Source organism: Enterobacter cloacae complex sp. 394F7 (genome assembly GCF_057320385.1).
In genome coordinates this window covers 1-14,231 of record NZ_JBXWCS010000003.1, presented here as the reverse complement: position 1 = coordinate 14,231, position 14,231 = coordinate 1, and the positions used below count along the sequence as shown (strand labels likewise).

Here is a 14,231-nt window from a genome sequence, read left to right as displayed (position 1 = left end):
GATTCCAGTGAACACCTGTTAGCTAAAATAATTTCAATCCATAATTTATATATAAAAATCATATATATAAAAAACAGTTTCACCTTACATTTGTTCACATTAAAATTTAATCATTATGAATCAAAGGCATAAAAATGGATCCTGCCCTCCGGCTGCATGTTATGATGGATCAATGAAGTCTGAATGAGAGTTATGCCACTGTGAGTATGTTCACCCACGCCGCCATTGCCAGTCTCAATAATCTGGAGATGATGGTCTACAACTATGTCATCAAAAATCGTGACAAAGTGATGTACATGACAATCCGCGAACTGGCGGACGCGGCGGGTGTCTCCACCACCACTATCCTGCGCTTTTGCCGCAAACTCAACTGCGAAGGCTACTCTGAATTTCGCGTACGCTTTAAGCTCTATCTGGAGCAGAATGAGCCTCAGCAGATAAATTTTGGTGCCAGTGAAATTATCAGCTTCTTTAAAAGCGTTAATAATGAAGAGTTCGATACATTATTAGATGAAGCGGTGGAGATAATATTATCGTCCGAGCGAATTATCTTTGTCGGCGCAGGGACCTCAGGCTCGCTGGCAAAATATGGTGCACGCTTCTTTTCTAATATCGGTAAATTCAGCAACCATATCGACGATCCTTATTTCCCGGTGACCAATGATATGGCCAAAAATGCGCTGGCGATTGTACTGTCGGTATCCGGTGAAACGGAAGAGATCCTGCGCTTCGCCAGCCAGTTCAGCCTGCATCACTGCAAGGTACTCTCCATTACCAGCCATGAGCACTCGCGGCTGGCAAAACTGGCCGATTTTAATCTCTCCTGGCATGTTCCCCAGACGCGTATTGCAGGCGTGTATGATATCACCACCCAAATTCCCGTTATTTATATTCTGGAGTCGCTCGGGCGTAAACTGGCGAAGAAATTAACAGAATAAAACATCCTGTTTTTTGCATGTGACAAATTACAATTCAGGCAAATTGTTATATCGTGACATTTAATGTCGCTTTGCTAGACTCGATTCCAATAAGTCATGAATTGAGAATAGCAACGATGAAAAAATTAACCTTACCAAAAGATTTTTTATGGGGCGGCGCGGTTGCTGCTCACCAGGTGGAAGGCGGCTGGAACAAAGGCGGCAAAGGGCCGAGCATCTGTGACGTGCTGACCGGTGGCGCGCACGGCGTTCCCCGTGAAATCACCCAGGAAGTGGTACCGGGTAAATACTACCCAAACCACGAGGCCATCGACTTTCACGGCCACTACAAAGAAGACATCAAGCTGTTTGCCGAGATGGGCTTCAAATGTTTCCGCACCTCTATCGCCTGGACGCGCATCTTCCCGAAAGGTGACGAAACGCAGCCCAATGAAGAAGGGCTGAAGTTTTACGACGATCTGTTCGATGAGTTGCTAAAGTACAACATCGAGCCAGTGATCACCCTCTCCCACTTCGAAATGCCGCTGCACCTGGTGCAGGAATATGGCGCCTGGACCAACCGTAAAGTGGTCGATTTCTTTGTCCGTTTCGCGGAAGTGGTCTTCGAGCGTTACAAAAACAAGGTCAAATACTGGATGACCTTCAACGAAATCAACAACCAGCGTAACTGGCGTGCCCCGCTGTTCGGTTACTGCTGCTCCGGTGTGGTCTATACCGAGCACGACAACCCGGAAGAGACCATGTACCAGGTGCTGCATCATCAGTTTGTGGCAAGCGCCCTGGCAGTGAAAGCTGCGCGTCGTATTAACCCGGAAATGAAGGTCGGCTGTATGCTGGCGATGGTGGCGCTCTATCCGTTCTCCTGTAAACCGGAGGACGTGATGTTTGCCCAGGAATCCATGCGTGAACGCTATGTCTTTACCGACGTTCAGCTGCGCGGTTATTACCCGTCTTATGTACTGAATGAGTGGGAGCGCCGTGGTTTCACCATTAACATGGAGCCGGGTGATGAGCAGATCCTGCGTGAAGGTACCTGCGACTACTTAGGTTTCAGCTATTACATGACTAACGCCGTCAAAGCAGAAGGCGGTACCGGCGATGCAATTTCAGGCTTTGAAGGCAGCGTGCCCAACCCGCATGTGAAAGCCTCTGACTGGGGCTGGCAGATTGACCCTGTGGGTCTGCGCTACTCTCTGTGTGAGCTATACGAGCGTTATCAGAAACCGCTGTTTATCGTCGAGAACGGTTTTGGCGCCTACGATAAAGTGGAAGAAGATGGCAGCATTAACGACGACTACCGCATCGATTATCTGCGCGCTCACGTGGAAGAGATGATCAAAGCCGTGACGCATGATGGCGTGGACCTGATGGGTTATACGCCGTGGGGCTGTATCGACTGCGTGTCGTTCACCACCGGCCAGTACAGCAAGCGCTATGGTTTTATCTACGTGAACAAGCACGACGACGGCACGGGCGACATGTCGCGCTCCCGTAAGAAAAGCTTCGAGTGGTATAAAGGTGTGATTGCCAGTAACGGTGAGACGCTTTAACTCTGTAACGCCGGGCGGCGCTACGATTGATCCCCTCTCCCTTTTGGGGAGAGGGTTAGGGTAAGGGGTTTACTTCCCGCCCGCTAACTCAATAAAACTGCCCGTCACGTACGACGCTTTCTCGCTCAGCAGCCAGACAATCGCCTGGGCTACCTCTTCAGGCTGGCCGCCGCGCTGCATCGGCAGCAACGACTTAACGCGATCCACACGTCCCGGCTCTCCACCGTCGGCATGGATGTCGGTATAGATAAGCCCAGGGCGCACGCAGTTAACGCGGATACCTTGCGCCGCCACTTCCAGCGCTAACCCGGTTGTCAGTGAATCCACCGCCCCTTTGGACGCCGCGTAATCCACATACTCACCCGGTGCGCCCAGTCGTGACGCCGCGGAGGAGACATTCACAATCGCCCCACCCTTGCCGCCATGTTTGTGCGACATACGCTTTACCGCTTCACGGCAGCAAAGGAAATACCCCGTGACGTTGGTTGCCAGCACGCGATTAATGCGTTCAGCCGAAAGATTTTCGATAGTGGATTGCTCAAACAGGATCCCGGCGTTATTCACCAGCGCGGTCAGCGGCTCAGCTTCTCGGTCAAGACTGTCGAACATCGCCAGTACCTGCGCTTCATCGCTAATATCTGCGCGCAGGGCAAAGGCTTTACCGCCCGCCCCGACGATCTGGTTGATAACGTCCGTCGCAGCCTTGATATTGTGGTGATAATTCACCGCCACGGTGTAGCCTTCGTTTGCCAGCTGCAGCGCGGTGGCTTTACCGATACCGCGGCTGGCGCCTGTTACAAGTGCAATACCCATTCTTTTCTCCCAATAAAAAAGCCGGGTATGGCGGCTTCGCCATACCCGGCCTACGTTACTACATCAACACGATTACTGGTATTCGCTCATTGGTACGCAGGAGCAGAACAGATTACGGTCACCGTAGACGTCATCAAGACGTTTCACGGTTGGCCAGTATTTGTTTGCCACACCGGCCGGGAAGACCGCCAGTTCACGGCTGTAACCGTGATTCCACTCCGCCACCATTTCATGCTGCGTGTGCGGCGCATTGACCAGCGGGTTGTCTTCCAGCGTCCATTCGCCGTCCTGCACGCGGTCGATCTCCATGCGGATGGCCAGCATCGCATCAATAAAGCGGTCCAGCTCGGCTTTGCTCTCGGACTCCGTTGGCTCCACCATCAGCGTACCCGCAACCGGGAACGACATGGTTGGCGCATGGAATCCATAGTCGATAAGACGTTTGGCAATATCCAGCTCGCTAATGCCGGTCTGCTCTTTCAGCGGACGAATATCCAGAATGCACTCGTGCGCCACGCGGCCATCACGACCGGTGTAGAGCACTGGGTAGGCCGACTTGAGGCGGGTCGCGATGTAGTTAGCGTTCAGGATCGCCACCTGGCTTGCCTTCTTCAGCCCTTCCGCGCCCATCATGCGGATGTACATCCAGCTGATTGGCAGGATAGAGGCGCTACCAAACGGTGCCGCTGACACCGCGCCCTGACGGGTCAGCATCCCTTCGATCTGCACCACGCTATGGCCTGGAACAAACGGTGCCAGGTGTGCTTTCACGCCGATTGGCCCCATACCCGGGCCGCCACCGCCGTGCGGAATGCAGAAGGTTTTATGCAGGTTCAGGTGCGAAACGTCCGCGCCGATGAAGCCCGGCGAGGTGATGCCCACCTGCGCATTCATGTTCGCACCGTCGAGATAGACCTGGCCGCCAAACTGATGCACCACTTCACACACTTCACGGATGGTCTCTTCGTACACGCCGTGAGTCGACGGGTAGGTCACCATGATGCAGGAGAGCTTATCGCCCGCCTGTTCGGCTTTCGCACGCAGGTCAGCGAGGTCAATGTTGCCGTTCTTATCGCACGCCACCACGACCACTTCCATCCCCGCCATCTGGGCGGAGGCCGGGTTGGTGCCGTGGGCAGAGCTTGGGATCAGGCAGATATCACGGTGGCCTTCGTTACGGCTCTCGTGATAGTGGCGGATCGCCAGCAGACCGGCGTACTCACCCTGCGCACCTGAGTTTGGCTGCATGCAGAGCGCATCGTAACCCGTCAGTTTCACCAGCCAGTCGGAGAGCTGGTTGATCATCAGGTGATACCCTTCCGCCTGTTCGGCAGGACAGAACGGGTGCAGCTCGGCAAACTCAGGCCAGGTGATAGGGATCATCTCCGCCGCCGCGTTCAGCTTCATGGTGCAGGAACCCAGCGGGATCATCGCCTGGTTCAGCGCCAGATCCTTGCGCTCCAGAGAGTGCATGTAACGCATCATCTCGGTTTCGCTGTGGTAGCGGTTAAAGACCGGGTGCGTCAGGATCGCATCGTTACGCAGCATGCTTTCCTGAATTGAGCGGCTGTCGAGCGCGACCTCTTTGTCCAGCGTATCAATATCCAGACCGTGCGCGTCGCCCAGCAACACGTTAAACAGGTTGACGATATCTACACGGGTGGTGGATTCATCGAGGGTGATGCCGACCGCGTTATGGATGTCGCTGCGCAGGTTGATTTGCGCCGCATCAGCACGCGCCAGCACCGCCGCTTTGTCCGCCACTTCAACGCACAGGGTGTCGAAGTAGTGAGCGTGACGCAGTTTGAGGCCTTTCTGCTGCAGACCGCAGGCCAGAATATCGGCCAGACGGTGAATGCGGCTGGCGATGCGTTTCAGGCCAACCGGACCGTGGAACACCGCATACAGGCTGGCAATGTTAGCCAGCAGAACCTGCGAGGTACAAATGTTGGAGTTCGCTTTCTCGCGGCGGATATGCTGCTCACGCGTCTGCATCGCCATGCGCAGCGCAGTGTTACCGGCAGCGTCTTTTGACACACCGATAATACGGCCAGGCATGGAGCGTTTGAATTCATCTTTTGCCGCAAAGAATGCCGCGTGCGGGCCGCCGTAGCCCATCGGCACGCCGAAGCGCTGCGCAGAGCCGAAGACGATATCCGCACCCTGTTTGCCAGGCGCCGTCAACAGTACCAGTGCCATAAAATCAGCGGCGACGCTGACAACGACTTTGCGGGATTTGAGTTCGGTCATCAGGGCGCTGTAGTCATGCACTTCGCCGGTGGTGCCCACCTGCTGTAGCAGCACACCAAAGACATCCTGGTGATCCAGTACTTTGTCGGCATCATCGACAATCACGTCGAAGCCAAAGGTTTCCGCACGAGTGCGTACCACGTCCAGCGTCTGCGGATGAACATCCGCCGCCACGAAGAAGCGGTTGGCGTTTTTCAGCTTGCTCACGCGTTTCGCCATCGCCATGGCTTCTGCCGCGGCGGTCGCTTCATCCAGCAGAGACGCAGAGGCGATGTCGAGACCGGTCAGATCCAGGGTCACCTGCTGGAAGTTCAACAGCGCTTCCAGACGGCCCTGGGACACTTCCGGCTGATAGGGGGTATACGCGGTATACCAGCCCGGGTTTTCCAGCATGTTGCGCAGGATCACCGGCGGTAGCTGCACGTTGGTATAACCCATGCCAATGTAAGACTTATAGCGCTTGTTAAGGGCTGCAATGGCCTTTAATTCTGCCAGCGCAGCAAATTCAGTCGTCGCCTCGCCCACCTGTGGTGGCGTGGCAAGCTGGATGTCTTTTGGCACAATCTGGCCGATCAGTGCGTCTAATGAATCCGCGCCAACTGTCTTCAGCATCTCCTGCTGTTGCTGAGCATCCGGCCCTATGTGACGTTCAATGAAGGCGCCACGGTTTTCAAGCTGGCTTAAAGTCTGTGTCATGAGCGATGGTTCCTGAAACGTGCAGTGAATATAAGTTCCCTCTCCCTGTGGGAGAGGGTTAGGGTGAGGGGAAGATGGGCACCCTCACCCCTGTCCTCTCCCGAAGGGAGAGGGATAATGGCTTACTCGTCTTCTAACAGGGCTTCGTATGCGGTGGCATCCAGCAGCGCAGCAACCTGTGATTCGTCGCTGGCTTTGATCTTGAAGATCCAGCCGCCTTCATACGGTTCGCTGTTGACCAGTTCCGGGGAGTCGCTCAGCGCGTCGTTGACGGCAATGATTTCGCCGCTCACCGGTGCATAGATATCGGATGCCGCCTTAACAGATTCCGCGACAGCGCAATCATCGCCCGCGCTAACGGTCGCGCCCACTTCCGGCAGGTCAACAAACACCATGTCGCCCAGCAGCTCTTGCGCGTGCTCGGTGATCCCAACGGTATAAGAGCCGTCCGCCTCTTTGCGCAGCCACTCGTGTTCTTTGCTGTATTTCAGTTCTGCTGGCACATTGCTCATTGAAGTTCTCCTGATAAAAATGATTAGGCGACCGGCTTACCGGCGCGAACAAAAATCGGTTTGGTCACGTGGACCGGCATTTCGCGGTTGCGGATCTGAACCACCGCCGTTTCGCCAATGCCGGCCGGCACGCGTGCCAGTGCAATACTGTAGCCCAGCGTCGGGGAGAAGGTACCGCTGGTGATCACGCCTTCACGCGGATTGCCGTCTGCATCGGTAAAACGTACCGGCAGTTCGCCGCGCAGCACGCCTTTTTCCTTCATCACCAGGCCAACCAGCTGTTCAGTGCCCTTTTCGCGCTGCATCTCCAGCGCTTCACGGCCAATAAATTCGCGGTCAGCCGGTTCCCACGCGATGGTCCAGCCCATGTTAGCGGCCAGTGGAGAGACGCTTTCGTCCATCTCCTGACCATAAAGGTTCATGCCCGCTTCCAGACGCAGCGTATCGCGCGCGCCCAGTCCTGCTGGCTTGACGCCCGCTTCCACCAGCGCACGCCAGAAATCGGCGGCTTTTTCATCCGGCATGGCAATTTCATAGCCCGCTTCACCGGTATAGCCGGTGGTGGCGATAAACAGATCGCCCGCCTGCACGCCGAAGAACGGCTTCATGCCAGCGGTGGCTTCACGCTGCTCGTTGTTGAACAGCGTGGCGGCTTTCGCCTGCGCGTTCGGCCCCTGCACGGCGATCAGCGACAGATCATCACGGACGGTGATGTCGATGGCATATGGTTCAGCGTGTTGGGTAATCCAGGAGAGGTCTTTTTCGCGGGTGGCGGAGTTTACAACGAGGCGGAAGAAATCTTCAGTGAAGTAGTAGACGATGAGGTCGTCAATCACGCCGCCAGAGGCATTTAGCATGCCGGTATAGAGCGCTTTACCTGGCGTCTTCAGTTTTGCGACGTCGTTTGCCAGCAGATAAAGCAAAAACTCCCGGGTGCGGCTACCGCGCAGGTCGACAATTGTCATGTGGGAGACGTCGAACATACCGGCATCGGTACGCACTGCGTGGTGTTCATCAATCTGGGAGCCGTAATGCAGCGGCATCATCCAGCCATGAAAGTCCACCATACGTGCACCGCATAACACGTGTTGTTCGTACAAAGGAGTCTGTTGAGCCATCTTTTCCTCGTTGAAAAATTCACCGTGAATCCCGGTATCGGCCCCGTCATTCGGCACCGACGCAAACGTTCTCTTTTACCTGAACTTACCACCGAAACCGACGGTTAACCATAAGGTAAAACAGGTCATCACATTAGCTTATGACCAAAAAACGCTGAAAAGCCTACAGAGTTATTCACTGGTAAAATGCGATTCAACCCGCATAAAATTAACAACGATCTAACAATATTTAGCACATGGTGATATTTCATGCGGAAAAACGGGCCAAATTTCCGTAACGTAAAAATAGCCAGATTAGATTATCTAATGCGAAAAATGGCGTGAAATTAGATTATTTCAAACGAGGATATTTACCCGGCGCAGAGGCCGGGTAAATAAAGTGTGACGGGGATCGAGATTAACGTAACCAGTCGGGAAGATCGTTAAGACCCATCGCCTGACGAAGGAGTTGAGGTTTTACGCCCGGAAGGGTGTCGGCCAGTTTCAGGCCGATGTCGCGCAGCAGTTTTTTCGCCGGATTTGCCCCGGCAAACAGCTCGCGGAAGCCCTGCATGCCTGCCAGCATCACCGCCGCGCTGTGTTTGCGGCTGCGTTCGTAGCGACGCAGGTAGAGATGCTGGCCAATGTCTTTACCTTCGCGGTGCAGACGGCGCAGCTCATTCACCAGCTCTGCCGCATCCATAAAGCCAAGGTTAACCCCCTGTCCGGCCAGCGGATGAATGGTATGCGCCGCGTCACCCACCAGCGCGAGACGGTGCGCCGCAAACTGGCGCGCGTAACGGCCGGTCAACGGGAATACCAGGCGTTCGCTCTCAAGGGTGCACAGACCAAGACGGTTATCAAACGCCATGCACAGCGCCTGATTAAACGCCTCTGGCGTCGCCTCGCGCATCAGCTGTGCTTTTTCCGGCACCAGAGACCAGACGATCGAGCACAGGTGCGGATCGCTCAGCGGCAGAAATGCCAGAATACCGTCGTTATGGAAAATCTGGCGCGCAACGCCGCCGTGCGGCTCTTCAGTACGGATGGTTGCTACCAGCGCATGATGACGATAATCCCAGAAGGTCAGGGGAATATCCGCCTTGTTACGCAGCCAGGAGTTTGCGCCATCCGCCCCCACCACCAGCCGCGCGGTAAGCATGTCGCCGCTCTGCAGGGCGAGAAACGCTTCGTTTTCGCCCCATGCCACCTGCTGTATTTGCGCGGGCGCCATCAGGGTGATATCACTGCAGGATTGCGCTTTTTGCCATAACGCATGGTGAATGACGGCATTTTCGATGATATGACCCAGATGGCTATAGCCCATACTTTCATCATCAAACGCGATATGGCCAAAGCTGTCTTTGTCCCACACTTCCATTCCGTGATAGCAGCTGGCACGCTGCGCCACGATATCTGACCAGACGCCAAGGCGCGTCAGTAGTTTTTCGCTGGCGGCATTGATTGCCGAGACGCGCAGTTCCGGCGGCGCATCGTGCGCAACGGGCTGAGGCAGATTTTGCTCCAGCACGGCCACGCGCAGACCACTGCCCTGTAAACCACAGGCCAGCGCCAGCCCTACCATTCCGCCGCCTACAATGGCGACATCAACATTTTGCACGATGATAACTCCTTAACGCGCGACCCAACCAAGGGTCCGCTGCGCCAGCACGTCACGTGCCGGAATGAATAATTCCATCGCCATCAGCCCAAGGTTGCGGCCTGCAACCAGCGGTGCCCAGCGATTGGCAAACAGATGCACCAGGCCATCGGTGACGCCGATAGTCGCTTCTTTATCGGCCCGGCGTCGCTTCTGATAATGGCTGAGCACCGGATACGCGCCGCAATCTTTTTGCTCATGCCACGCCTGGGACAGAGTCTCTGCCAGGCTCATCACGTCGCGTAGCCCAAGGTTGAAGCCTTGCCCGGCGATTGGGTGCAACGTCTGCGCGGCATTGCCGACCAGCGCCACGCGATGGGAGATGGACTGAGATGCCGTGGTCAGCGACAGCGGGTAAACAGCGCGTTTTCCCGCATGGGTAATACGCCCCAGCCGCCAGCCAAAGGCTTTTTGCAGTTCGGTACAGAAACGGTCGTCGGACCAGGCCTCAACGTCAGCCGCTTTATCCTGAGGATGGCACCACACCAGCGAGCAGCGTCCGTTTGACATCGGCAGCATGGCCAGCGGGCCGTGCTGAGTGAAACGTTCAAACGCCCTGCCGTTGTGTTCTCCCGCCGTAGAAACGTTAGCAATAACGGCGACCTGTCCGTAAGGCTGGGCGCGCCATTCCACGCCGCACTGGGTGCCAAGCGCAGAACGTGAACCATCGGCGGCGACCAGAAGCTGGCCATCCAGAACCGTGCCGTTTTCCAGCGTCACGCTGACCGCCGCTTCGCTGCGGCTGAAGCTGGCGACGCGCGCCGGGCAATGCAGCGTCACGCCCGGGGCATCCTGCAATAAACGGAACAGACGCAGCCCGACGTCGTGAAGTTCAACCACCCGACCTAGCGCATCAATGCGGTAATCCTGCGCGTCCAGCGTCACAAACCCGGCATGGCCACGATCGCTGACGTGAACGGTGTTAATTGCCGTCGCACAATCCGCAATCGCCTGCCAGATGCCAATGCGCGCGAGCTGCTGGCATGTCCCCTGTGCCAGCGCAATGGCGCGGGCATCAAAACCAGGATGATCGGACGCCTCTGGCGCCACAGCCTCCACCAGATGGACCGGAAGTTGCCCTTTCGTCAAATGCGAGATGGCCAGCGCCAGCGTAGCTCCCGTCATCCCCCCACCAACGATAATCACGCTCATAGGCGTGCCGCTGCCATCAGCGCCTCAATGTCATCGGCGTTTTTCACCACGCCCGCGGTCAGGTTTTCGTTACCGGTTTCGGTGATGACAATGTCATCTTCGATGCGAATACCAATTCCACGGTACGCTTCCGGCACGTCGGCATCCGGCGCAATGTAGAGCCCCGGTTCAACGGTCAGCACCATACCCGGCTCCAGCACGCGAGAACGTTCTGAACCATACGCACCAACATCATGCACATCCAGCCCCAGCCAGTGGCTCAGGCCGTGCATAAAGTAGGGGCGATGCGCATTTTCAGCAATCAGGGTATCCACATCACCGTTCAGAATCCCGAGCCTTACGAGGCCGGTAATCATGATGCGCACCACTTCGCCGGTCACTTCCTGGATGGAGGTGCCGGGGCGATAGAGATTCAGCGCGGTTTCAAGAGATTCAAGAACGATGTCATAAATTTCGCGCTGCGCGGGGGTGAACTTACCGTTCACCGGGAAGGTACGGGTAATGTCGCCCGCATAGCCCTGATATTCGCAGCCTGCATCAATCAGCACCAGATCGCCGTCACGCAGTTCACTTTCATTTTCGGTGTAGTGCAGAATGCAGCCGTTTTCACCGCCGCCGACAATGGTGTTGTAAGAGGGATAACGCGCGCCGTGGCGGTTGAACTCGTGGTGAATCTCGCCTTCCAGCTGATATTCAAACAGGCCGGGATGGCACTTTTCCATCGCCCTTGTGTGAGCCAGCGCGCTGATTTCGCCTGCACGACGCATCACGTCCAGCTCTTCCTGCGATTTAAACAGGCGCATCTCGTGGACCACCGGGCGCCAGTCCGTCAGCGTGGCCGGGGCGGAGAGATTCTGCCGGGAGCCTTTACGCAGCTTATCCAGCGCGGTGAAGACTATCTCATCGGCGTACGCATACTCACCCTGCGCGTGGTAAAGCACATCCAGCCCGTTCAGCAACTGATAGAGCTGCTGGTTGATTTCACTGAACGCCAGCGCACGGTCCACACCCAGTTTCGCGGGCGCGGCCTCTTGCCCCAGGCGGCGACCAAACCAGATCTCCGCGGTGAGATCCCGTACGCGGTTGAAAATCACGCTGTGGTTGTGGGTGTCATTGCTCTTGATCAGCACCAGTACCGCCTCCGGTTCATTGAACCCGGTGAAGTACCAGAAATCGCTGTTCTGGCGATAGGGGTATTCACTGTCAGCACTGCGCGTCACTTCGGGCGCGGCAAAAATCAGCGCAGCGCTTCCGGGCTGCATTTTTGCCAGCAGCGCCTGACGACGACGGGAATACTCTTGATTCGAGATAACCATGACACCCTCCTGTGCGTTATTTTTCTTAATGTAAGGTTGGCTTACGAACTTCCGGTGCGGTTGGCTGCGAGCGGGTGAAGTTATCGTGGCACAGCAGTGCCGCCACGCGAACGTACTCGATAATCTCTTCGAGAGACATCTCCAGCTCTTCCTGATCTTCTTCTTCGTCGTAACCCAGTTGCGCGATGTTACGCAGATCGTCGATCGCTTCACCCGCTTCACCGGTCACTTTATCAAGCTTAGGCTGCGTTACGCCCAGCCCCAACAGATAGTGGTTTACCCAACCAGCCAGCGCATCGGCGCGATCGAACACGCTGACATCGTCGCCTTCAGGCAGATAAAGCTGAAAAAGGAAACCATCGTCCTCCAGCGAATCGCTGATTGCCGAGTGCATTTTTCGCAGCGCTTCCGCCAGTTCATGACCAAACGCCAGCCCTTCGTTCGTCAGGTCGTGGATCAGCGGCTGCCATGAGCTGTCGCTGTTTCCGCCGCATAGCATGCCACTGATCAGACCGTGCATTTCGGCAGGGGTTAAACCCACACCCTGCTGGTTCAGTAACTGGTTTAAATCGTTGTAACCAGGCATTTCGTTCTGTATAGACATGAGCTTTCGTCATCAAAGGGAGGAATATTCATGATATGCTACCACTTTGGACCCTGGTGATACCAGAAAAGGGCTTGTATCTTCACATCAGGGTAGCTATAGTGTCGCCCCTTCGCAGCCCCCGGGGCAGTAAGCGAAGGCAGCGCAGTCAATCAGCAGGAAGGTGGCATGTCTGCACAACCCGTCGATCTCCAGATTTTTGGCCGTTCACTGCGAGTGAATTGTCCTCCTGAACAAAGGGATGCTTTGAATCAGGCTGCGGACGATTTGAATCAGCGGTTGCAAGATCTCAAAGAACGCACTAGAGTCACAAATACTGAGCAGCTGGTTTTTATCGCCGCGTTGAACATCAGCTATGAACTGACTCAGGAAAAAGCGAAGACCCGCGACTACGCGGCAAGCATGGAGCAGCGCATTAAAATGCTCCAGCAGACCATAGAACAGGCGTTGCTTGATCAAGGTCGCAATCCCGAAAGACCGGGACCAAAGTTTGAATAACACTTCTCAGTTGACTATGGTAGAGTAACTGTGAAGACAAAATTTCTCTGAGATGTTCGCAAGCGGGCCAGTCCCCTGAGCCGATATTTCATACCACAAGAATGTGGCGCTCCATGGTTGGTGAGCATGCTCGGTTCGTCCGAGAAGCCTTAAAACTATGACGACACATTCACCTTGAACCAAGGGTTCAAGGGTTACAGCCTGCGGCGGCATCTCGGAGATTCCCTCACTCTTCTTCTACCACTACCATGACTCAATTCCCTGAAGTTTCTGCCTCACGCCAGGATATTCGTCAACTCATTCGACAACGTCGCCGGGCGTTAACCCCTGAACAGCAAGCGCATTTTGCCCAGCAGGCCGCGGCACGCATGATGGCGTATCCGCCTGTAGTGATGGCGCATACCGTCGCGCTGTTTCTCTCTTTTGATGGTGAGCTGGATACGCAGCCACTCATTGAACAACTCTGGCGAGCCGGAAAGCGGGTTTATCTGCCGGTGCTGCATCCGTTTAGCGCAGGGAACCTGCTGTTTCTGCACTACCACCCGCACAGCGAACTGGTTGTGAATCGTCTGAAAATCACCGAGCCGAAGCTGGATGTGCGCGACGTGCTGCCGCTGTCACAGCTGGACGTGCTGATTACGCCGCTGGTGGCGTTTGATGAACAGGGCCAGCGTTTAGGAATGGGCGGGGGGTTCTATGACAGAACGTTGCAAAACTGGCAGCAGTACGGGTTGCAACCGGTGGGTTATGCGCATGATTGTCAGGCGGTAGAAGCCTTGCCGGTCGAGAAGTGGGATGTGCCGTTGCCGGCGGTGGTGACGCCATCGAAGTTGTGGGAATGGTGAAACAGGCGTGCAGCCTGATGCCCTCACCCCAGCCCTCTCCCACCGGGCTGAGGGATCCCCAGTAATATGGTCATGCAACCATGACCATATTACTGTACTCTTTTCCCAGCTTTTTCATCTCGTTAACTATATTCAGCCGTCTCACTTTCCCGGGCTCATGCCGGATGACTTCTTCTGCCAGACTCAGGTATGACAGCACCCGTCTGTGCCTGATGCTGCTTGCCTGATAGTGCCAGTGTAAACACTGCCTTTCTGCCCTGTAACCTGCCAGCCACATCACCAGGCTTGCCATTGCCGCGA

At 55.6% G+C, this 14,231-nt stretch carries 12 protein-coding genes, 1 other RNA gene and 1 pseudogene; 5 read left to right on the top strand and 9 right to left on the bottom strand.

What is annotated here, in order from left to right:
- Positions 1–206 precede the first annotated feature (206 nt).
- Complete coding sequence (locus AC2FAK_RS04905; protein WP_020687085.1) at positions 207–938, top strand: MurR/RpiR family transcriptional regulator; 732 nt, start codon at positions 207–209, stop codon at positions 936–938.
- Between the two features lie 116 nt (positions 939–1,054).
- A complete protein-coding gene (locus tag AC2FAK_RS04900; RefSeq protein ID WP_020687084.1) occupies positions 1,055–2,488 on the top strand; it encodes a 6-phospho-beta-glucosidase in 1,434 nt (477 codons plus the stop codon).
- Positions 2,489–2,557: 69 nt separating this feature from the next.
- Here AC2FAK_RS04900 and AC2FAK_RS04895 read toward each other — a convergent pair whose 3' ends face one another.
- The 8 genes from AC2FAK_RS04895 to AC2FAK_RS04860 all read right to left on the bottom strand — a co-directional run bounded on the left by AC2FAK_RS04895 (position 2,558) and on the right by AC2FAK_RS04860 (position 12,588).
- On the bottom strand, positions 2,558–3,301 hold the full coding sequence (locus AC2FAK_RS04895; RefSeq protein WP_013098620.1) for an SDR family oxidoreductase: 744 nt from the start codon (positions 3,299–3,301) through the stop codon (positions 2,558–2,560).
- A 72-nt stretch (positions 3,302–3,373) separates the two neighbouring features.
- Positions 3,374–6,247 (bottom strand): aminomethyl-transferring glycine dehydrogenase, encoded by a 2,874-nt coding sequence (gene gcvP, locus AC2FAK_RS04890; protein WP_029883155.1) that lies wholly within the window; start codon positions 6,245–6,247, stop codon positions 3,374–3,376.
- Between the two features lie 122 nt (positions 6,248–6,369).
- Positions 6,370–6,759, bottom strand: a complete 390-nt coding sequence (gene gcvH, locus AC2FAK_RS04885) for a glycine cleavage system protein GcvH (protein ID WP_013098622.1) — start codon at positions 6,757–6,759, stop codon at positions 6,370–6,372.
- Between the two features lie 23 nt (positions 6,760–6,782).
- Positions 6,783–7,877 (bottom strand): glycine cleavage system aminomethyltransferase GcvT, encoded by a 1,095-nt coding sequence (gene gcvT, locus AC2FAK_RS04880; RefSeq protein ID WP_095454983.1) that lies wholly within the window; start codon positions 7,875–7,877, stop codon positions 6,783–6,785.
- Positions 7,878–8,274: 397 nt separating this feature from the next.
- Positions 8,275–9,477, bottom strand: coding sequence for an FAD-dependent 2-octaprenylphenol hydroxylase (gene ubiI, locus AC2FAK_RS04875; protein WP_095454942.1), 1,203 nt, complete (start codon positions 9,475–9,477; stop codon positions 8,275–8,277).
- 12 nt (positions 9,478–9,489) lie between these two features.
- Complete coding sequence (gene ubiH / locus AC2FAK_RS04870) at positions 9,490–10,668, bottom strand: 2-octaprenyl-6-methoxyphenyl hydroxylase (RefSeq protein WP_020687080.1); 1,179 nt, start codon at positions 10,666–10,668, stop codon at positions 9,490–9,492.
- Complete coding sequence (pepP, locus tag AC2FAK_RS04865) at positions 10,665–11,978, bottom strand: Xaa-Pro aminopeptidase (protein ID WP_311379659.1); 1,314 nt, start codon at positions 11,976–11,978, stop codon at positions 10,665–10,667. The genes ubiH and pepP overlap by 4 nt, the downstream gene beginning before the upstream one ends.
- A 31-nt stretch (positions 11,979–12,009) precedes the next feature.
- Positions 12,010–12,588, bottom strand: coding sequence for a YecA/YgfB family protein (locus tag AC2FAK_RS04860; RefSeq protein ID WP_013098627.1), 579 nt, complete (start codon positions 12,586–12,588; stop codon positions 12,010–12,012).
- A gap of 168 nt (positions 12,589–12,756) precedes the next feature.
- On the opposite strand from AC2FAK_RS04860, the gene zapA reads away from it, so the two are divergent.
- The 3 genes from zapA (at position 12,757) to AC2FAK_RS04845 (ending at position 13,931) form a co-directional block, all read left to right on the top strand.
- A complete protein-coding gene (zapA, locus tag AC2FAK_RS04855; RefSeq protein WP_006811891.1) occupies positions 12,757–13,086 on the top strand; it encodes a cell division protein ZapA in 330 nt (109 codons plus the stop codon).
- Positions 13,087–13,127: 41 nt separating this feature from the next.
- Positions 13,128–13,311, top strand: a non-coding RNA gene (ssrS, locus tag AC2FAK_RS04850) — 6S RNA.
- Between the two features lie 23 nt (positions 13,312–13,334).
- Positions 13,335–13,931: a 5-formyltetrahydrofolate cyclo-ligase gene (locus AC2FAK_RS04845; RefSeq protein ID WP_057071752.1), complete on the top strand. Its 597-nt coding sequence runs from the start codon at positions 13,335–13,337 to the stop codon at positions 13,929–13,931.
- Positions 13,932–14,001: 70 nt separating this feature from the next.
- Here the strand turns inward: AC2FAK_RS04845 and AC2FAK_RS04840 are convergent.
- A pseudogene (locus tag AC2FAK_RS04840) lies at positions 14,002–14,231 on the bottom strand (IS4 family transposase); the annotation flags it as partial.